The sequence below is a fragment of the Rhodobaculum claviforme genome, from assembly GCF_016653255.1.
GTDB lineage: Bacteria > Pseudomonadota > Alphaproteobacteria > Rhodobacterales > Rhodobacteraceae > Rhodobaculum > Rhodobaculum claviforme.
Genome location: NZ_NHSD01000312.1, coordinates 1 through 20,018, shown reverse-complemented (window position 1 = coordinate 20,018; position 20,018 = coordinate 1). Strand labels below are relative to the sequence as shown.

The window sequence follows — 20,018 nt, the reverse complement described above, 5'->3', positions numbered from 1 at the left end:
GGGGCCTCAGGCCAGCCGCAGCACGGAACGGCCCGCGTAACGGCCCGAGGTGCCCAGCCATTCCTCGATCCGGATCAGCTGGTTGTACTTGGCCAGCCGGTCCGAGCGCGCAAGGCTGCCGGTCTTGATCTGGCCGCAGTTGGTGGCCACCGCGAGGTCGGCGATAGTGGCATCCTCGGTCTCGCCCGAGCGATGCGACATCACGCAGGTGTAGCCGGAGCGGTGCGCCATCTCCACCGCCGCCAGCGTCTCGGTCAGCGTGCCGATCTGGTTGACCTTGACCAGCAGCGAGTTGGCGCAGCCGCGCGAGATCCCCTGCGACAGCCGCTCGGGGTTGGTGACGAACAGATCGTCGCCCACCAGCTGCACCCGGCTGCCCAGCGCCTCGGTCAGGGCGCGCCAGCCCTCCCAGTCATCCTCGGAGCAGCCATCCTCGATCGAGGCGATGGGATAGTCCGCCAGCAGGGCCGCGAGGTAATCCACGTTTTCGTCGGGGCCGAGCTCGATGCCCTCGCCCGACAGTACATAGCGGCCGTTCCTGTAGTATTCGGTCGCGGCACAATCGAGGGCGAGCATCATGTCCTCGCCCGGGGTGTAGCCGGCCTGCTCCACCGCCGTCATGATGAAATCCAGCGCCTCGCGGGTGGAGCGCAGGCCGGGGGCGAAGCCGCCCTCGTCGCCGACGGCGGTGGAGTGACCGGCGGCGGCCAGCGACTTCTTGAGCCGGTGGAACACCTCGGCGCCCATGCGCACGGCATCCGACAGGCTGTCGGCGCCTACCGGCATGATCATGAATTCCTGGATGTCGATGGGGTTGTCGGCGTGCTGCCCGCCGTTGAGGATGTTCATCATCGGCACCGGCAGCACCCGCGCCGACGTCCCCCCCACATAGCGCCACAGCGGCTGGCCCGTCGCCTCGGCCGCGGCCTTGGCCACCGCGAGCGAGACGCCGAGGATCGCGTTGGCGCCCAGGCGGCCCTTGTTGTCGGTGCCGTCGAGTTCGATCATCAGCTCGTCGATGGTGACCTGCTCGGTGGCGTCCTCGCCCATCAGGGCGCTGGCGATCTCGCCGTTGACGGAGGCGACGGCCTCCAGCACGCCCTTGCCGCCATAGCGCTGGGCATCGCCGTCGCGGCGCTCCACCGCCTCGTGCGCGCCGGTCGAGGCGCCCGAGGGCACGGCGGCGCGGCCCTGCGCACCATCCTCCAGCGTGACGTCGACCTCGACGGTGGGGTTGCCGCGGCTGTCGAGGATCTCGCGCGCGGTGATGTCGATGATGGTGGTCATGATGCTCCTTTCCGGTGCAGGGGGACCCCGTACAGCTCCAGCCGGTGGCCCTTGAGGCGATAGCCGAGGCGCGCGGCGATGCGCTCCTGCAACGCCTCGATCTCGGGGTCGACGAATTCCACCACCTCGCCGGTGGTCAGGTCGATCAGGTGGTCGTGGTGCTCGCGCTCGGCGTCCTCATAGCGCGCGCGGCCGTCGCCGAACTCGTGACGTTCCAGGATGCCGGATTCCTCGAACAGCTTCACGGTGCGATAGACCGTGGCGATGGAGATGCCGGGATCGCGCGCGTTGGCGCGGGCGTGCAGCTCCTCCACATGGGGGTGGTCGGACGCTTCCTCCAGCACGCCGGCGATGGTGCGGCGCTGGCCTGTCAGGCGCAGGCCCCTCGCCTCGCAGCGGGCGATGATGCTGTTGGTCATGGGCGGCCCCGCAGGCTGTCTCGGGCGGGATTTACGCAATTCGGCCCCGGGGGGGAAGCCCCGTGGCGCATTCGCCGCCGGGCACGGCGATATCGCCCGGCGCGCCCGCCACGGAACGGCCCTCCGCACCGGCGACGTGACCCGCCGCCGGTGCAATTGCTGTCCTGCCATGCGGGTCAGAAGCGGAAGATCACCCCCGCATCCGCCATCACGGTGCTGTCGGACCGGCGCACCACACCGGCGCGGGCGTTGGCCCCTCCGCCCAGCGCATGGTCGATGCCGATCCCGCCACCGGTGCCGTTCCATTGCCGCGTCGCCTCGGGGTTGCCGCTTTCGTGCGCGACAAAGGCTGTGAGCGCGGCATCGGGCGTGAGGTTGACGCTGCCGCGCAGGACCACCTTTTTCACGCCACGGCTTTCGGCGGCCTGAAGATCGACGCTGAAGCCGTCGAAGGCGGCCTCGGCCGACATCAGCACCAGATCCTCTTCGGCGATGTCGCTGTCCTGGAAACCGACGGCCAGGGTGTATCCGCCCGCGCTCCAGGCGAGATGCCCACCCACGCGGCGGCGGCGGTCGACCGCGCCGTCGGGGTTGCGATCGGAATAGGACAGCGCGGCGGTCACGGGGCCAAGGGTGGCACCCAGCTGCACGCCATTGTCGGCCGCGGCCCCCGCCCCGCGCGAGTCGTAGTCGTCATAGGCCTCGCGCCCACGGATGCGGGCGGCCTTGTCCGGCGCGCTCAACCCGGTCAGGCCGATGCGGTCGTCGATCCCCGGCGTGTCCGCGAACGCCCCCGAGATGTTGCCCAGTTGCACCGACAGCCCGCCCCCCGAGACGGTGAACCGGGGCGCATTGAAGACGACGGTCTGGGTGTTGCTGGCCTGGGCCCGCAGGCGCGCCTCCAGCCCCACGCCGCTGTCGGTGGCGGTGCGCGCGCGCAGGTTCAGGCGGAAGCGGGTGGCGGGGGCGACCTCGCCGTCGTTCCAGCCGCCGGCACCCCCGTCGGTGTATTGCAGCCCGAACCGGGCATAGCCTGACAGATCAAGGCCCTGGGCCATCGCTCCCGAGGAGATCAGGCCTGCCACCAGTGCGGTGACGGCAAAGGTATGGTATCGCATGGGTTTCCCTCAGCTTGTGAACAAGGAACGGATGTTCGGGCTGGCGAAACCGCGGGATGCGGACTGGCTGGCGGTGCGCCGGAGCGCATGGGGCGGCCGTGTCGGGATGCCCCGGGCAGACGGAGGTGGCCCGCGCGGGAATGGCCCCGGCGCAGGCGGCATCATGGATGGGGGGTGGCTGACACGCCTGGCGGTCGACTGCCTGCGGGATCGCTCCGGCAATCCCTAGTGATTTCGTCGGGTATATGATCCGACATGGCGGGTCAAGCCATGGTCACCCGCCATGGACGCGCGCCCGACCGCGACGGCCGGGCGTGCGGGCCAGGGTTCAGAACGGCATCGGATGGGCGCGGTGGGCCAGCTCGATCGCCGCGCAGACCTCGGGCGCAAGCGTCAGGTCAGCGGCGCCCAGCGCCAGCTCCAGCTGCGCAAGGTTGGTCGCACCGACGATCGGGATGACGGGGAACGGCCGCGTCAGGCACCAGGCCAGCGCCATCTGCGTCGGATCCAGGCCGAATTCCTTGGCGATGCCCAGATAGGCCGACACCGCCCCCCACACATGCGGGGTGATCCGTCCGCCCAGATCGGGATTGACCGACCGGCGCGTGCCGTCGGGGATCACGTCGCCCGCGTATTTCCCCGACAAAAGCCCCGCGGCCAGCGGCGAATAGGCCAGCAACGTGACATCCTCGTTGACAGACAGCTCGGCCATGTCGGTGTCATACAGGCGGCACAGCAGCGAGTATTCGTTCTGCATCGAGGCGACACGGGGCGCGCCCGTCTCCTCGGCCAGGCGCAGCCACTGGGCGGTGCCCCAGGCGGTCTCGTTGGACAGGCCGAAGTGGCGGATCTTGCCTTCGGCCACCAGCGCCTGCGCGGTCTCCAGGATGGCGCGCATGTGCGACAGCGTGGCCGCACGGTCCTGTCCCGAGGGGTCATAGCTCCAGAACTTGCGGAAATGGTACGAGCCCCGGTTGGGCCAGTGCAGCTGATAAAGATCGATATAGTCGGTCTTGAGGCGCCTGAGCGAGGTCTCCACCGCGCCGCGCATCAGCTCGGCGGTGATCGGCAGGCCGTCGCGCACCGCGCCCTGCCCCGCGCCGGTGATCTTGGTCGCGATCACCGCGCGGTCGCGCCCGCCGCGCGTGGCCAGCCAGCTGCCGATGATCGCCTCGGTCCGGCCCACGGTTTCCGGGCGGATCGGGTTGGTGGGGTACATCTCGGCGGTGTCGATGAAATCGACCCCCCGATCCCGTGCGAGGTCGAGCTGCGCGTGCCCCTCGGCCTCGGTGTTCTGGCTGCCCCATGTCATGGAGCCCAGGCACATTTGCGAGACCCGCAGGCCGGTCCGGCCCAACATCACCTTGCGCATCGTCGTAATCCCCCGGATTTCAATGCCACTTGCCCGCACGCCCTTAGCAACGCCCCCCGCCGGCCGCAACGGCACGGCGCCCGTCAGGCGGCCGGGGCGCTGCGCTCGATGGCGGCGACGATCTCGGTCACGACCTCGGACATCAGGGTGGGGTCCTCGGCCTCGGCCATGACGCGGATCACCGGCTCGGTGCCGGACTTGCGGATCAGCAGCCGCCCGGTCCCCGCCAGCCGGGCCTCGGCGCCCTCGATGGCGGTGCGCACGGGGGCGGTGGCCAGCGGGTCCTGCCCGGGCGCGAAACGCGCGTTGCGCAGCAGCTGCGGCACCGGATCGAAGCTGCGCGTCAGGCGGCTCGCGGGCGCGCCGGTGGCGGCCATCGCGGCCAGGAACTGCAGCGCCGCGATCAGCCCGTCGCCGGTGGTGGCATAGTCGGTCATCACGATGTGGCCCGACTGCTCACCCCCGAGGTTCCATCCCCCCGCGCGCATCCGCTCCACCACATAGCGGTCGCCCACATTGGTGCGCTCCAGCGCGATGCCGTGGCCCGCCAGATACCGCTCCAGCCCGAGGTTCGACATCACCGTGGTCACCAGCGTGTTGCCCGCCAGCCGCCCCTCCTCGGCCCAGCGGCGGGCGAAGAGCGCCATGATCTGGTCACCGTCTGCCACCCGGCCGTCCTCGTCGATCAGCACCAGCCGGTCGGCGTCACCGTCGAGGCAGATGCCCACATCCGCCCGGTGCCGCCGCACCGCCGCCATCGCCGCCGCCGGATCGGTGGAGCCGCAGCCGGCGTTGATGTTGAACCCGTCGGGGCTGGTGCCCAGCGCGATGACCTCGGCGCCCAGTTCCCACAGCACCTCGGGGGCGGCGCGATAGGCCGCGCCGTGGGCGCAGTCCAGCACCACCCGAAGGCCGTCCAGGCGCATCCGCGCGGGAAACGTCGTCTTGGCGTATTCGATGTAGCGCCCCAGCCCGTCGTCGATGCGGCGCGCGCGGCCGATGTCCTCGGGGGCGGCGGGGGGGATGTCGGAGGCGACGATGCCCTCGATCTCGGCTTCGGCGGCATCCGACAGCTTGAAGCCGTCGGGGCCGAAGAACTTGATGCCGTTGTCGTGGTGCGGATTGTGGCTGGCCGAGATCATGATGCCCAGATCCGCGCGCATCGACCGCGTCAGATACCCCACCGCAGGCGTCGGCACCGGCCCCAGCAGCAGCACGTTCATGCCCGTCGATGTCAGGCCCGCCGTCAGCGCGGTTTCCAGCATGTAGCCCGACAGCCGCGTGTCCTTGCCGATCACCACCCGGTGCCCGTTGGCCCCGTCGCGGCGAAAGAACCGCCCCGCCGCGGCGCCCAGCTGCAACGCCATCCCGGCCGTCATGGGAAAGCTGTTGGCCCGCCCGCGTACGCCGTCGGTGCCGAAAAGCCGCCGTGTCATGTCCCGCCCCGCTGCTGTGCTGCCATGCCCGGGGTGTGGCATGGCGGGCGGGGCGGGCACAAGCGCGGGCCTCAGTTCGAGGCCATCTCCAGCGGGCGGCGGTAGAAACGGTGCGCGCCGATCTGGGCGGTCAGCTCGTACACACGCGCCCAGCGGGGGTTCACGGCGACGGTGTGGAAATGCGTCGCGCCGTCGGTCAGCTCCCGCGGGGCGCCCTCGGCCATCTCCTCGGCCAGGTCCTTGGCGCGGGCCCAGGCGGCGCGCTCCAGCCCGCGCCGCTCGGCACCGTCGCACACGAACGAGAACTGGCAGCCCCGCCCGTTGCCCGACCCCTGCTCCACCACCCCGCAGACGCTGTCGGGGAACTCGGCGCTTTCGGTGCGGTTCAGCACCACCTCGGCGACGGCGCGCATGCCGGTTTCGCCTTCGCCGCGCGCCTCGTGATACAGCGCGCGGGCAAGGCAGGTCAGGTCGCCGTCATCCAGCGCATGCGCCCGCGTCGCGGCACCGACCTCCAGGATGCGCTCCACATGGCCCGGCGCTACGGCATCGAGGGCCGACTTCTCCACCTGAAACAGCGCTCCGATCCGCGGGTCCGGCAGGCTGTTGGCCCCCACGGGCGCGGCGCCAAGGCACAGCCCGGCCAACGCAACGGCAAAAATCGACGGATGCGGCGCAAAGGCCGTTTTCATGGACATGGCGGTCCCCCAGGAACAATCTCCGGGGCAGTGGCAGCCGCCCTGTGGAGACGTGTTTAATAATGGCTTAACTTTTCAGCCGAACCCGGGAAAAGAGTCCACCCGACGGGCCGGGGCGGTTCCGCACACCCCGCCAAACCGGCGAGTTTCCGCCCAGCCTCAGCGCGCCGCGGGCGACTCACCGCCCATCGCGGCGTCCCGCGCCCGGTCCGCCAGCGCCAGATGCGCCGCCGCCAGCCGCGCCACCGGCACCCGGAACGGCGAGCAGGAGACATAGTCGAATCGCGCCGCCCGGCAGAAGGCGATGGACTCGCTGTTGCCGCCATGCTCGCCGCAGATCGACAGCGTGAGGCCGTCGCGCGCCGCCCGACCCCGGTCGGCGGCGATGTGCAGAAGCTCCCCCACCCCGTCCACGTCGAGGGTGTGGAACGGGTCCTCGGGGTACACGCCCTGCTGGACATAGGTGGACATGAACCGCCCCGCGTCGTCGCGCGACAGCCCATAGGTCATCTGCGTCAGGTCGTTGGTGCCGAAGGACAGGAAATCGCAGTGCAGCGCGATCTCGCCCGCGCGCAGGGCCGCGCGGGGGGTTTCGACCATCACGCCCAGCCGGTACTCGAACCGCGCGCCGCGCTGCACGCGCACGGCGGCGGCCACGGCGTCGATGCGGGCCTTGACCAGCTCCACCTCGCGGCGGGCGGACACCAGCGGGATCATGATCTCGGGGACCACGGGCGCGCCCTTGCGGGAGGCCTCGATGGTGGCCTCGAAGATGGCGCGGGCCTGCATCTCGTAGATCTCGGGGATGGTGATGCCGAGGCGCACGCCGCGCATGCCCAGCATGGGGTTGTATTCCGCCAGCGCCTCGGCCCGGCGGGTGATCTCGGACAGCGGCTTGTCCAGCGCGTCTGCAAGGTTGCGCAGCCCCTCGCGCCCGTGCGGCAGGAACTCGTGCAGCGGCGGGTCGAACAGGCGGATGCACACCGGCTGGCCCTGCATGATGTCGAACAGCCGGATGAAATCGGCGCGCTGCATCGGCAGCAGGCGCTCCAGCGCGCCGCGGCGGTCCTGCGCGGTGTCGGCAAAGATCATCTCGCGCATCGCCGTCAGGCGGTCTTCCTCGAAGAACATGTGCTCGGTGCGGCACAGCCCGATGCCCTCGGCGGCGAAGTCGCGCGCGATGCGGGCGTCGGCGGGGGTGTCGGCGTTGGCGCGGATGCCGATGTCGCGCACCGCGTCGGCCCATTCCAGCAGCCGGGTGAACGCCTCGTCCAGCGCGGGCTCCAGCAACTCCACCGCACCGGCGAGGATCTCGCCCCGCGTGCCGTCGACGGTCAGGATGTCGCCCTCGGCAAAGATGCGGCCGTCGGGCGCGGTGACGGTGTTGGCGCGGGTGTCGATGCGCAGCCCGCTGGCACCCACCACGCACGGCAGGCCGAGGCCGCGGCCGATGACGGCGGCGTGGCTGGTCATGCCGCCGCGTTCGGTCAGCACGCCGTGGGCGGCGTGCATGCCGCGGATGTCCTCGGGGGTGGTTTCGCGGCGCACCAGGATGCAGGATTCGCCGCGCGCGGCGCTGGCGCTGGCGGCGCCCGAGGTGAAGACGATGCGCCCGCGCGCCGCCCCGGGGCTGGCGCCGATGCCACGCGCGACCACGTCGCGCGGGCCGCGGGGGTCCACCTGGGGATGCAGCAGCTCGGCCAGCGCCTGCGGCTGCACGCGCATCACCGCCTCGCCCTCGTCGATCACGCCGTCCTCGGCCAGCTGGACCGCGATCCGCACCGCCGCGCGCGACGAACGCGGCGCGCGGGTGGCATCGAGCACCCACAACCGGCCCTGCTGGACGGTGAATTCGATCTGCATCTCGTCGCGCAGGCGCGCGCGGCAGGCCGCGCCGTGGCGCGTCAGCTCGGCGAACAGCGCGGGATGGGTGTCCTCCAGCGAGGGGCCGCGCGGATCGCGGGTCAGGTACATCGCGCCGTCGCCCCCGACGGGGTCGGGCATCTGCATGCCGGTGCGGAACCGCCCCGTGACCTGTGCCCGCCCGGTGACGCCGTCGACGAACTGCACCAGCCCGGCGCCGCTGTCGGGACCGGCCACGCCCAGCGCCATCGCCTGCACCACCAGCCCCAGGCCCGCATCCGCGGGCGCCCCCTTGGCCTGGCGCAGCAGCCGCGCCGACGTCCCCTCCCACGCCCGCGCCATGGAGCGCAGCACATCCGCAAGCTGGCGCGCGGGGTCCTGGGGAAAGGGCTCGTCGCTCTCGGCGGCAAAGGCGGCCAGGGCGCGGGCCAGCGCCCCGGGGCAGGGGCGTTCATCCTCGAACAGGTCGGGATCGAGGCGCGCGACATGCACCGCATAGGTGTGCACGAACCGCAGATAGAGCGAGGTCGCCGCGTCCTCGCCGTGGATCGCGGCCAGCTCGGCGTGGCGGGCATCGTTCATGCCGATGTTGAGGATCGTGCCCGGCCCGCCCCAGTCGGGGTTTTCCGACGACGGCCGCACCGACACCAGCTGCCCCGCGGCAAAGCGCGCCAGTATCGCAGCGGTGTCGGGCTGCCAGCCCTGCGCGATGGAGCGCACGGTCGAGAACGGCAGCGCCACCACCGGCGGCACCGGCAGGTTCAGCCGCACCAGCCGTTGCAGACACTTCGCACGCCAGCCGTGGCTGTCGCGATCGATTCTGGCGGTGGGCGTGATCTCGGCCCAGTCGGCGAAGGTCTGGTTGTGCTGCACTGCGGCAATCCTTTGGTCCCAGCATACGCCAACGGTGCCGTGGGGCAAGCGCCGCCTCAGATCACCGCGCCGGCCGACATCCGCTCCAGCAGCGCGTCGCCCTCGGCCAGGACGGTGGCGCGGCGGTCCTCGGCCATGCGGTCCCAGGTGCGGTACATCTGCGCCATGCGGGGGTTGGACGCGAACCGGTCCCGGTGGCGCATCAGGAAGTGCCAGTACAGCAGGTTGAACGGACAGGCCCGCGCGCCGGTCTTGTCCTTCACCTTGTAATGACAGGATTTGCAGTGATCCGACATCCGGTCGATATAGGCCCCCGAGGACACATACGGCTTTGATCCCACCACCCCGCCATCGGCGAATTGCGACATGCCCACGACGTTCGGCGCCTCCACCCATTCATAGGCGTCGGCATAGACGGCAAGGTACCACTCGTGCACCGCGGACGGGTCCACCCCCGCCAGCAGGGCAAAGTTGCCCGTGACCATCAGCCGCTGGATGTGATGGGCATAGGCGTGGTCGCGGGTCTGTCCGATGGCGGCATGCATGCAGGCCATCCGCGTCTCGCCCCCCCAGTACATCGCCGGAAGCGCGCGGCGGTGGTCCAGCGCGTTGCGCTGCGCATACCCGGGCCCTTCGAGGAAGTAGATCCCCCGCACGAACTCCCGCCAGCCCAGGATCTGGCGGATGAACCCCTCGGCCGAGTTGATGGGGACAGCGCCCGCCCGCCAGGCATCCTCGGCCGCGCGGCAGACCTCGCGTGCGTCCAGCAGCCCCGCGTTGAGGTAGAGCCCGATCACGGCATGGGACAGGAACGCGTCCCCCTCCAGCATGGCGTCCTGGTAGGGGCCGAAATCCGCCAGCCGATGGGTGATGAAGTGATCGAGCGCGGCGCGCGCCTGATCGCGGGTGACAGCGAACCAGAACGGGCGCAGGGTGCCGAAGTTGCCCCCGAAGCGGTCCGCCACCAGCGCCAGCACGTCCTCGGTGATGGGGTCGGGGTCGAAGCGCGGCGGGCGGGCGCGGAACATGTCCGCCCGGGCGCGCTCGCGGTTGTCGTGGTCATAGTTCCACTGGCCGCCGGCGGGTTTGTCGCCCTCCATCATGATGGCGTATTTGCGCCGCATCTCGCGGTAGAAATACTCCATCCGCAGGGATTTGCGGCCCTCGGCCCAGGTTTCGAATTCCTTGCGCGTCGCGAGGAACCGGTCGTCGGGCAGCAGCCGCACCGGCAGGGGCATGTCCTCCAGCAGCCCGATCAGGCGCCATTCGCCGGGCTCGGTGGCGATCACCTCCTGCGCGCCGGTCTCCTCGGCGCGGCGCAGAAGCTCGGCCGGGATGGCGCCTGCGTTGGCGGGATCGTCGAGGCGGGTGTAGGCGACGCGCCAGCCATCGGCGCGCAGCGCGTCCGCGAAATGGCGCATGGCCGAGAACACAAAGGCGATCTTCTTGGGGTGGTGGGGGACATATGTCGCCTCGCCCATGACCTCGGCCATCACCACCACGTCGCGGGTACGCTCGGCCGCGCGCAGCGCCGCGACCGCGGGCGTCAGCTGGTCGCCCAGCACCAGGATCAGACGCGGCAGGCTCACCACGCCACCTCCTTGCCGGCCCAGTCGAAGAAGCGCCCGGTGTGGCCCGCCTCCAGCCCGTCGAGGACGGCGAGGAGGTTCGCCGCCGCCTCCTGCGGCGGGACGGCGGGGTGGCGGCCCAGGTACTTGCGCGTCAGCGGCGTGGCCACCGTGCCGGGATGCAGCGCCACCACGGCCGCGTCGCGGTGGCTGCGCGCGACCTCGATCGCGGCGGTGTGCAGGTACTGGTTCAGCGCCGCCTTGGCCGCGCGGTAGCCGTACCAGCCGCCTGCGCGGTTGTCCCCGATGGAGCCCACCCGCGCCGACAGCGCCGCAAACACCGACCGCCCCTGCCGGGGCATCAGCGCCAGCGCGTGTTTCAGAACGATCACCGGCCCGATGGCGTTCAGCGCGAACTGCGCGGCCATCGCGGCCGGGTCCAGATCGCGCAGCGCCTTTTCGGGGCGCGCATCCCCGATGCTCAGCCCCCCCGTGGCGACGAACACCAGATCGAACGGCCCCTCCAGCGCCCCGAGGATGCGCGCCACGCTGCCCTCGTCCGTGACATCCAGCCCGTCGCCCGAGCGTGACAGCCCCGTGACATCATCGCCCCGTGCCGCCAGCGCCGCCACCATGGCCGCGCCCACGCCCCCCGAACTGCCGATCACCAACGCGCGCATGGTCCCTCCGCTGCTGCCCTCCCGGAGCTAGCCTTGCACGCGGCGCGGGCAAACCCGGCGCGCCGGGGAAATCAGGGGTTTTCATCCCCCACCCCGCGCGCCATACTGTTCTGAATGTCGCAGGGTGCACATATCGTGACGATCGCGCGGGCCTCCGGGTCCGCCCCTGCCCTGCTGCTGCTTCTTAGCCGCCTCTGAGCGCGCCGCCGGGCGCGAGCGCTCAGGGGAATGACGGCCGCGCCCGAGAGCCACAAGCAGACCAGTCCAGACGCGAGACATCCCATGACCGACATCGCCAAGCAGGCCGCCCCAGCCGCCACGGACCCCGGCCGCGTGCTGATCTTCGACACCACGCTGCGCGACGGGGAACAATCCCCCGGCGCCACCATGACCCACGAGGAGAAGCTGGAGATCGCCGCCCTTCTCGATGACATGGGCGTGGACATCATCGAGGCGGGCTTTCCCATCGCCTCCGAAGGGGACTTCGCCGCCGTCAAGGCCATCGCCGAGCGTGCGAAAAACGCCGTCATCTGCGGGCTGGCGCGTGCCAACCCCACCGACATCGACCGCGCCTGGGAGGCCGTGCGCCACGCCGGCCGGCCCCGCATCCACACCTTCATCGGCACCTCGCCGCTGCACCGCGACATCACCCGGCTGACCACCGACCAGATGGTGGAGCGCATCCACGCCACCGTCAGCCATGCGCGCGATCTGTGCGAGAACGTGCAGTGGTCGCCCATGGACGCCACCCGCACCGAGCATGATTTCCTGTGCCGCGTGGTGGAGACCGCGATCCGCGCCGGTGCGAGCACCATCAACATCCCCGACACCGTGGGCTACACCGCGCCGCGCGAAAGCGCCGAGCTGATCGCGATGCTGCGCCGTGAGGTTCCGGGCGCGGAGGCGATCATCTTCGCCACCCACTGCCACAACGACCTCGGCATGGCGACGGCGAACTCGCTCGCGGCGGTGGAGGCCGGCGCGCGCCAGATCGAATGCACGATCAACGGGCTGGGCGAACGCGCGGGCAACACCGCGCTGGAAGAAGTCGTGATGGCGCTCAAGGTACGCCACGACATCATGCCCTACACGACCGGCATCGACACCCGCCGGATCATGCAGGCCAGCCGCCTGGTGGCCGCCGTCTCGGGCTTTCCGGTGCAATACAACAAGGCGGTGGTGGGCAAGAACGCCTTTGCGCATGAAAGCGGCATCCACCAGGACGGCATGCTCAAGAACGCCGAGACCTTCGAGATCATGCGCCCCGAGGACATCGGGCTGTCGGCCACCAACCTCGTGATGGGCAAGCATTCGGGCCGCGCCGCGCTGCGCGCGAAACTGGGCGAGCTGGGCTATACCCTCGCCGACAACCAGCTTGCGGATGTGTTCGTGCGCTTCAAGGCGCTGGCCGACCGCAAGAAGGAGATCTACGACGAGGATCTCGTGGCGCTGATGACGGACACGGCCGCGGGCGCCCATCAGGATCTGGTGGTGCTGCGCCACCTGCGCGTCGTGTGCGGCACCGACAGCCCGCAGTCGGCCGAGATGCGGCTGGCCGTGGACGGGGTGGAGCAGTCCACCACCGCCACCGGCGACGGCCCCGTGGACGCCACCTTCAACGCCGTCAAGGCGCTGGTCCCGCACGAGGTGCGGCTGCAACTCTATCAGGTGCACGCGGTGACCGAAGGCACCGACGCGCAGGCCACCGTCAGCGTACGGCTCGAATCGGGTGGGCGGCTGTTCACCGGGCAGTCGGCCGACACCGATACGGTCGTGGCCTCGGCCAAGGCCTACATCGTCGCGCTCAACAAGTTCCTCGCGTATGAGCGCGCGGGGCGGCCCGTGACCGACATCACCTCGGCGGCGTCCTGAGACGGCGTCCTGACGTCGACGCCCCTGCCCTCCGGGGCGGGGGCAGCACGCGAAAAGCCCGCGCAAATGCGCGGGCTGCAAGCCGACGGGCCGGGGCCAGGCCCCGCAGGCGCCGTCTTACTTGATCTTGCCTTCCTTAAACTCGACGTGCTTGCGCACGACCGGGTCGTATTTCCGCACGGTCATCTTTTCGGTCATCGTGCGGGCGTTCTTCTTGGTGACATAGAAGAACCCGGTGCCGGCGCTGGAGTTCAGCCGGATCTTGATGGTGGTCGGCTTCGCCATGGTGTCGCTCCTTCTTCGAACGCGCCCGCGGCGGCGCCCGTACATCTCTGGACTGCGGCTTTTACCCGCAACGGCGCCGCAGTCAAGGGCGCGCGGGCGGGGATCGGGTGCGCGGAGGGCCTGTAAGCCGGATTCTGTCCCGGGGTTGCCCCCGGGGATGGCCATTCATCTGGGCGTACCGTTACCGGCACGCTCGTGCTGCCAACCCGGGCCCCTCGGGCTGAGACATCCCTGCGGTCATGCCGCGCGGGGCCCCTATTTGGCATTGCTCCCGGTGGGGCTTGCCGTGCCGTCCCGGTTGCCCGGTCCGCGGTGGGCTCTTACTCCACCGTTTCACCCTTGCCCTGTCGGAACAGGGCGGTCTCATCTCTGTGGCGCTTTCCCTCGGGTTGCCCCGGCCGGGCGTTACCCGGCACCGTTGTCCCATGGAGTCCGGACTTTCCTCACCCCGCAAGCGGGGCGCGGCCATCCAGCCCTCCGCGCGCCTTGCACCTATGCGCCGCCGGGGGCGGGGTCAACGAAGATCGACGGGCCAGCGCCGCGCCAGCGCCGCCATGATCCCCGCATCGGCCTCGGACACCGGCCCGGTGGCGCGGGGGCGAAAGCGCGCGCGGAACGCCGCCAGCACGGCGTCCGGCGCGGCCCGAGGGTAGCCGAACCGCCGCGCATCCGCCGCAAATCCCGCCGGGTCCGCCGCACCCGCACCCTCGGGCCACACCGACAGCCCGGCGCGCGCCAGCCTGCGCCAGTCGAATCGCGGTCCGGGGTCGACCTTGCGCTCGGGCGCCATGCAGGCGTGGCCGATCACCCGCTCCGGCGGCACCGACCAGCGCGCCAGGATGCCCGCCAGCACCCCCTCCAGCGCCGCCATCTGCGGCGCGGCAAAGGGCACATCCCCCGGATTGACCAGTTCGATCCCGATGGAGCGGGAGTTGACGTCGCCCACCGCCCCCCAGGCCCCGGCCCCGGCATGCCAGGCCCGCAACGCCTCGGGCACCAACCGCAGCACGGTGCCGCCCGAATCGATCAGGTAATGCGCCGACACCTCGGCCGCCGGATCGCACAGCCGCGCCAGCGCATCCGCACAGCCCCGCATGCCGGTGAAATGCACCACGACCATGTCCGGCGCCACGCCCCCCCGCCGCACCCCATGGTTGGGCGACGGGTGATCGACCACCCGCACCGCGCGGATCAGTTCGCCCGCGCCGCCGACCGGAACGGCACCGGCGACCAGGAGCAGGCGAAGCCGTCGCCATCGGGGTCAAGGTTGCGCGGGTCCCGCTCCGGCCCGCCAAGGCGCAGGAACTCCTCCTGCGCGAGATCGGCGCTGGCGAAGGCGGCACAGTTGCGCGCGTGGTTCTGCAGCGTCAGGACCGACCGGCGGTGGCGCTGCTGTCCGACGCCATGGGTGGTGCGCAGCGCATAGGCGACGATGTTGGGCGAATCGGCCGGGCGAGTCGGCAGCGCGGTGGGCGCGACCGGCTGGAAGCCCGCGCGACGGGCTTCGAACGCGGCCTGTTCGGTGTCGCGGGTCGCACGCGCGGTGTCCATGTCCAGCACATCGTCACGGGTCAGGGCCTGCGCCTGCACCGCCTGCGGCAACGCCTCCTGGGCCTGCATGTGGCGGGCGTAATCCCCGCCTCCGCAGGCCGCAAGGGCCAGCAGCGCACCCAGCCCCAGTGACACCGACCGCATCCGCATGTCCCACCGCCCTCTGCCGTCAGCCCGATCGGCCGCAACCGGTCGCGGGGTTACCACCATTTCCCGGGCCGCGAAACGAAACCCGCCGCCGTTTCCAACACATCAGCGAGAGCGAGCAGCGGCCCCTCCTCCCACGGGCGACCGATGAGTTGCAGCCCCAGCGGCAGGCCCTGCGCATCCATCCCCGCAGGCACCGCGATCCCCGGCAGCCCGGCCATGTTCACCGGCACCGTGAAGATGTCGTTGAGGTACATCTGCACCGGGTCGACCTGCGCCATCTCGCCCAGCCCGAAGGCGGCCGACGGCGTGGTCGGTGTCAGGATCGCGTCCACACCGGCCTCGAACGCCAGGTCGAAGTCGCGCTTGATCAGGGTGCGGACCTTGCGCGCGCGGTTGTAATAGGCGTCGTAGAACCCCGCCGACAGCACATAGGTGCCAACCATCACGCGGCGCTGCACCTCCGGGCCGAACCCTTCGGCGCGGGTCTTCTCGTACATCTCGGTGATGCCGTCGCCCTGGGCCAGCGCCGCGCGGTGGCCATACCGCACGCCGTCATAGCGCGCGAGGTTGGACGACGCCTCGGCCGGCGCGATGACGTAGTACGCGGGCAGGGCGTATTTCGTGTGCGGCAGGCTGATGTCGACGACCTCGGCCCCGGCGGCGCGCAACCAGTCGGCGCCCCGGGCCCACAGCGCCTCGATCTCCTCGGGCATGCCGTCCATGCGGTATTCGGTCGGGATGCCGATGCGCTTGCCGCGGATGTCGCCGGTCAACGCGGCCTCGAAATCCGGCACGGCCATGTCGGCCGAGGTCGAATCGCGCGGGTCATGCCCCGCCATCGCGCCCAGCATGATCGCCGCGTCGCGCACCGTGCGCGTCATCGGCCCCGCCTGGTCGAGGCTGGAGGCAAACGCCACGATCCCCCAGCGCGAGCACCGCCCATAGGTCGGCTTCAGCCCCACCGTGCCCGTGAACGCCGCCGGCTGCCGGATCGATCCGCCGGTGTCCGTCCCCGTCGCGCCCAGGCACAGCCCGGCCGCCACCGCCGCCGCCGACCCGCCAGAGCTTCCACCCGGCGTCAGGCGGCGGTCGTCCACCTTCCACGGGTTCACCGCAGGGCCATAGACCGACGTCTCGTTGGACGAGCCCATGGCGAACTCGTCCATGTTCAGCTTGCCCAGCATCACCGCGCCCGCATCGCGCAACTGGCGACTGACGGTGCTCTCATAGGGCGGGCGGAAGCCCTGCAGGATGCGGCTGGCGGCCTGGCTGGCCACGCCTTCGGTGCAGAACAGATCCTTGATGCCGATCGGGATGCCGCACATCGCGGGCGCATCCCCCGTGCGCAGCCGGTCATCGGCGGCGGCTGCGCGGGCCTGCGCGATGTCGGGCGTGGGGTGGGCATAGGCGTTCAGCGCGCCCGCCCCCTCCATCGCCGTCAGGCAGGCGGCGGTCAGCTCGGCGGCGGTGAAATCGCCCCGGCGCAGCGCGTCGCGGGCGTCGCTGATGCTCAGGTCATTGAGGTCGGACATCGGTTACTCCACCACCTTGGGGACGGTGAAAAAGCCCTCGCGCGCGTCGGGCGCGTTGGCCAGCACCTTGTCCTGCATGCCGCCATCGGTGACCCCGTCGGCGCGCCGCTTCAGCCGCATCGGCGAGACCGACACCATCGGCTCCACCCCCGTGACATCGACGGCGTTCAGCTCTTCCATGAAGGTCAGGATGCCCGACAACTCCTGCGCAAGGCGCGGCAGATCCGCGTCGGGCACGGCGATGCGGGCCAGTTTCGCCACCTTGCGCGCCGTTTCCGGATCGATCTGCGACATCTGACGCCTCCGATTGCTGCCGTTGCGCGGTCGTCTACCCCCGCGGGCGGCGCCCCGCAAGCCGGGCGCGGCGCTACGGGGCGCCCAGCCACCCCGAGATGTCCAGATCGGTGATCGAGACGACCCCCGACAGGATGATCGCGCTGATCACCGCCCACAGCACGACGCTGATCGCGGTGACCAGCTTCACCTTGGGTCCGATCCTGGGGTCGACCGGGGCGGATTCCGGAGTACCGGGCACGACATGCCCATCCTCGCCCTGCGTCTTGAGCCGCAGCGGCAGCACCACGAACAGCACCATGAACCAGATCACCGCAAACAGCACGACCGCCGAGGTGACGTTCATCAGGCCTGCTCCAGCTCCACCAGCGTGCCGGTGAAGTCCTTGGGGTGGAGGAACAGCACCGGCTTGCCGTGGGCGCCGATCTTCGGCTCCCCGTCGCCGAGCACGCGCGCGCCCTGCGCCTTCAGCCGGTCCCGCGCGGCAAGGATGTCGTCCACCTCGTAGCAGATGTGGTGGATCCCGCCTGCTGGGTTCTTCTCGAGGAATCCCGCGATCGGCGAGCCCTCGCCGAGCGGATGCAGCAGCTCGACCTTGGTGTTGGGCAGGTCGATGAACACGACCGTCACCCCGTGGGCGGGCTCGTCCTGCGGCGCGCGGACCTGCGCACCGAGCGTGTCGCGATACTGCGCCACCGCAGCGTCGAGGTCCGGCACGGCAATGGCGACATGGTTGAGGCGGCCGATCATGGCGAACTCTCCGCTGTTGGGATCGCCTTGGTTATGCCTGTCCCCCCGCCGCGACGCAACACGCCGCGGCGGCAGAGCCGGGCAGACAAGCCCGCGTACGCAGCGCCCGCGCGTTCCCCGTCAGCGCAACACCGGGCCGCGCACGGCCGACACCTCGTCCAGCGGGACCGCCCGACCGCCGGACAGGACCACCGTCGTGATGCCGCCATCGTTGCGCGCCTCGATCACCTCGCCATAGGCCTCCACCGTGCCGGTGTCCGCAAGCACGCCCGCGGCATAGCCCAGCATCTCGAAGCGGTAGGTGCCCGACGGCAGCGGCAGTCCGTCCGCACCCAGCCCACGCCACTCCACCGCGCCGCCAGAGGTCGGGACATCGACCGTGTCGACGATCCCCCCGAGGTTGTCGCGCACCACAAGACGCGCGCTGTCCGCATCCGGCATGGCCGGCAGGCTGAGGCCGAGGCTGTCGCCGTTGAAATACGCGGGCCCGGCGCTGCGCACCGTCTTGCCCACCAGCCCGGCAAGCTCCGACATGGCCGAGCGGCCCATCATCTCCTCCAGCAGCTGGTTGGTCCGCACCGATTGCTCCACCCCCGAGAACGTCGCCAGCTGCACGGCGAAATCGCTGGCCTCCATCGGGTTGAGGGGGTCCTGATTCTGCATCTGGGTGGTGAGCATCCGCAGGAATGTCTCGAAATCCGACGAGACCATGCGCGCACGCGCGGCCCCCGCCGCCCCCTGGCTGGCAGTCGCGCCGGAAAACTGGGTCGAAATGTCCATCATCGTCTCCTGTTGTGCTGAATTTCCCGGGGACCTCAGAGCCGCAGGTCGAGGCCCTGGACCGTCCGCGGCCCCGCGGCCGCCGCCGCCGCGGGCGCCGCATCGACGATCGCAAAGGCGCCAGCGCGATCAGCCCGCTGCCCGCGATCGCGCCCGCCCGCCTCCCCACTGAAGGAGAAGCTGGGGTTGTCATACCCCAGTGCGCGCAGTTCATCGGCCAGCTGGCCGATGCTGCGGCGCAACAGCTCCAGCGTCTCGCCGCGTTCGGCCAGCAGCGTGACGGCGATCGACGTCTCCGAAGCCGAGAGGGTCAGCGTCACCCGGCCCAGCTCGGCCGGCGAGAGTGCGATTTCCACCGGTCCGTCCGGCAGGCTGCGGGCCGCAATCGCCAGCTGCCCTGCGACCGGGGCCGGGGGCGCAGCCGCCGGCGGAGCGCCCGGCGAGGTGGGCGCGGGGCTCGCGGCCTCCCGCAGCACAGGGGCAAGCGACGCCTCGGGCCCCGCGCCGACGCTGGCGGGACCATCCGTGACCATCGACGAAAGGGCGCCGGGCACTGCCGCCGCAGGCGGCGGAGCGGCCGACAGGGGCGGCACCGTGTCGGCCACGGCCGACGTCGCGGGTGTGGCGGCGGTGGCCTCGGGCCCCGGGCGGACGGCGGGCCTCCCCCCTCCCTCGGCCATGGCGCGCACCGGGGCGGCCTGGGCCGCAGCCTGCATCGCCACCGCAGGTTGGGCTGCAAGGATCACCGTGGCATCGGGCGGCACCGCAGCGGACGGGATCGCCGCGGGACGGCCGGCGGCGGTGCCGGCAGGCATCGCGGCGGCATGGGTCGCGGGGTCCGCCGCGATCCCCCGCCCGCCAGGCAGATCAGGCCCATCCGGCACGGCGTCACCGCTGTCCGGCATGCCCCCGGGGGGCGCCTGCGGCACCGCAACCGCCGCTGCGCGCCCCGCCACCACCGTGCCCCCGGGCAGGGACAGCGCGGCCCGGGCCTCCCCCTCGGCCGGCGCGGCCTGCGGGGAAAAGGGCGTCGGCGGCTCCACGGGGGCGGGCCGCCCCCCTTCGGTGCGCGCGACCGGCGGCGCGTCGGGGTCCTGCGCCATCTCCTCGCCACTCCCGGAGCCGCTGGACGCCGGGGCCACAGCCGCCCCCGGCACGCCCAACGTCAGCAGCACAAACCCGAGCCCGGCCACGGCATCGCCCTGCCCCCCTTCGGATGCGTTCGGATCGGCGGCCCCGGGGGGGGCCGCGCCCTCCTCCCCCGCGTCGAGGAGCGTGGCGAACATGTCCCCCGAACCGCGCGGCGGTGTCGTACGGCCGGGCGGCAGGGGGGCGGCAAGCAACTCGGGCGGAATTTGCATCGGGGGTGCCTTCTACACACGGGAACATCCACAGATTGCACCGGGGAAGTTACTGATCCTTTACCCTGCACGGCCATTCTGCCCGGGCACATCCCGAGGAGGCCGCGCATGAGCGCCCCGATCCAGACC

At 71.2% G+C, this 20,018-nt stretch carries 19 protein-coding genes and 1 other RNA gene; 1 reads left to right on the top strand and 19 read right to left on the bottom strand.

Annotated features, from left to right (window positions below):
- Positions 1-6 precede the first annotated feature (6 nt).
- From eno to CCR87_RS14945, 9 genes are all read right to left on the bottom strand, one after another.
- Positions 7-1,287 (bottom strand): phosphopyruvate hydratase, encoded by a 1,281-nt coding sequence (eno, locus tag CCR87_RS14985; RefSeq protein ID WP_201158343.1) that lies wholly within the window; start codon positions 1,285-1,287, stop codon positions 7-9.
- The gene (locus tag CCR87_RS14980; RefSeq protein WP_201158342.1) at positions 1,284-1,706 is read right to left on the bottom strand and encodes a Fur family transcriptional regulator; all 423 of its coding nucleotides are present in this window, start codon (positions 1,704-1,706) and stop codon (positions 1,284-1,286) included. Before CCR87_RS14980 ends, eno begins: the two co-directional genes overlap by 4 nt.
- A 176-nt stretch (positions 1,707-1,882) precedes the next feature.
- On the bottom strand, positions 1,883-2,824 hold the full coding sequence (locus tag CCR87_RS14975; protein WP_201158341.1) for a porin: 942 nt from the start codon (positions 2,822-2,824) through the stop codon (positions 1,883-1,885).
- Positions 2,825-3,152: 328 nt separating this feature from the next.
- Positions 3,153-4,196, bottom strand: a complete 1,044-nt coding sequence (locus tag CCR87_RS14970; protein ID WP_201158340.1) for an aldo/keto reductase — start codon at positions 4,194-4,196, stop codon at positions 3,153-3,155.
- Positions 4,197-4,279: 83 nt separating this feature from the next.
- Positions 4,280-5,632, bottom strand: a complete 1,353-nt coding sequence (gene glmM, locus CCR87_RS14965) for a phosphoglucosamine mutase (RefSeq protein ID WP_201158339.1) — start codon at positions 5,630-5,632, stop codon at positions 4,280-4,282.
- A 71-nt stretch (positions 5,633-5,703) separates the two neighbouring features.
- On the bottom strand, positions 5,704-6,330 hold the full coding sequence (locus CCR87_RS14960) for a cell wall hydrolase (RefSeq protein WP_201158338.1): 627 nt from the start codon (positions 6,328-6,330) through the stop codon (positions 5,704-5,706).
- Between the two features lie 159 nt (positions 6,331-6,489).
- Entirely contained in the window at positions 6,490-9,066 is a 2,577-nt protein-coding gene (locus tag CCR87_RS14955) for a putative PEP-binding protein (RefSeq protein ID WP_201158337.1), read from the bottom strand.
- A 56-nt stretch (positions 9,067-9,122) separates the two neighbouring features.
- Positions 9,123-10,649: a cryptochrome/photolyase family protein gene (locus CCR87_RS14950; protein WP_201158361.1), complete on the bottom strand. Its 1,527-nt coding sequence runs from the start codon at positions 10,647-10,649 to the stop codon at positions 9,123-9,125.
- Positions 10,650-10,651: 2 nt separating this feature from the next.
- Positions 10,652-11,314: an SDR family NAD(P)-dependent oxidoreductase gene (locus CCR87_RS14945; protein ID WP_201158336.1), complete on the bottom strand. Its 663-nt coding sequence runs from the start codon at positions 11,312-11,314 to the stop codon at positions 10,652-10,654.
- A 282-nt stretch (positions 11,315-11,596) separates the two neighbouring features.
- Between CCR87_RS14945 and CCR87_RS14940 the strand changes: the two genes are divergently transcribed.
- Positions 11,597-13,186: a 2-isopropylmalate synthase gene (locus CCR87_RS14940; RefSeq protein WP_201158335.1), complete on the top strand. Its 1,590-nt coding sequence runs from the start codon at positions 11,597-11,599 to the stop codon at positions 13,184-13,186.
- 117 nt (positions 13,187-13,303) lie between these two features.
- Here CCR87_RS14940 and rpmG read toward each other — a convergent pair whose 3' ends face one another.
- The 10 genes from rpmG to fliK all read right to left on the bottom strand — a co-directional run bounded on the left by rpmG (position 13,304) and on the right by fliK (position 19,814).
- Positions 13,304-13,471 carry a 50S ribosomal protein L33 gene (rpmG, locus tag CCR87_RS14935; protein ID WP_201158334.1) on the bottom strand — a complete coding sequence of 56 codons (168 nt, stop codon included), beginning with the start codon at positions 13,469-13,471 and terminating at the stop codon, positions 13,304-13,306.
- Between the two features lie 107 nt (positions 13,472-13,578).
- Positions 13,579-13,952, bottom strand: an RNA gene (gene rnpB, locus CCR87_RS14930) — RNase P RNA component class A.
- A gap of 33 nt (positions 13,953-13,985) precedes the next feature.
- Entirely contained in the window at positions 13,986-14,591 is a 606-nt protein-coding gene (locus CCR87_RS14925) for an N-acetylmuramoyl-L-alanine amidase (RefSeq protein ID WP_201158360.1), read from the bottom strand.
- Positions 14,592-14,662: 71 nt separating this feature from the next.
- Positions 14,663-15,166, bottom strand: a complete 504-nt coding sequence (locus CCR87_RS14920) for a hypothetical protein (protein ID WP_201158333.1) — start codon at positions 15,164-15,166, stop codon at positions 14,663-14,665.
- A 56-nt stretch (positions 15,167-15,222) separates the two neighbouring features.
- Positions 15,223-16,704 (bottom strand): Asp-tRNA(Asn)/Glu-tRNA(Gln) amidotransferase subunit GatA, encoded by a 1,482-nt coding sequence (gene gatA / locus CCR87_RS14915; protein ID WP_201158332.1) that lies wholly within the window; start codon positions 16,702-16,704, stop codon positions 15,223-15,225.
- Positions 16,705-16,707: 3 nt separating this feature from the next.
- Complete coding sequence (gene gatC, locus CCR87_RS14910) at positions 16,708-16,998, bottom strand: Asp-tRNA(Asn)/Glu-tRNA(Gln) amidotransferase subunit GatC (RefSeq protein WP_201158331.1); 291 nt, start codon at positions 16,996-16,998, stop codon at positions 16,708-16,710.
- Positions 16,999-17,071: 73 nt separating this feature from the next.
- Positions 17,072-17,344, bottom strand: coding sequence for a DUF1467 family protein (locus tag CCR87_RS14905; protein WP_201158330.1), 273 nt, complete (start codon positions 17,342-17,344; stop codon positions 17,072-17,074).
- Positions 17,344-17,748: a methylmalonyl-CoA epimerase gene (gene mce, locus CCR87_RS14900; RefSeq protein WP_201158329.1), complete on the bottom strand. Its 405-nt coding sequence runs from the start codon at positions 17,746-17,748 to the stop codon at positions 17,344-17,346. The genes CCR87_RS14905 and mce overlap by 1 nt, the downstream gene beginning before the upstream one ends.
- 120 nt (positions 17,749-17,868) lie before the next feature.
- Positions 17,869-18,528 (bottom strand): flagellar hook capping FlgD N-terminal domain-containing protein, encoded by a 660-nt coding sequence (locus tag CCR87_RS14895; protein WP_201158328.1) that lies wholly within the window; start codon positions 18,526-18,528, stop codon positions 17,869-17,871.
- Positions 18,529-18,563: 35 nt separating this feature from the next.
- Complete coding sequence (fliK, locus tag CCR87_RS14890) at positions 18,564-19,814, bottom strand: flagellar hook-length control protein FliK (protein WP_201158327.1); 1,251 nt, start codon at positions 19,812-19,814, stop codon at positions 18,564-18,566.
- Positions 19,815-20,018 lie beyond the last annotated feature (204 nt).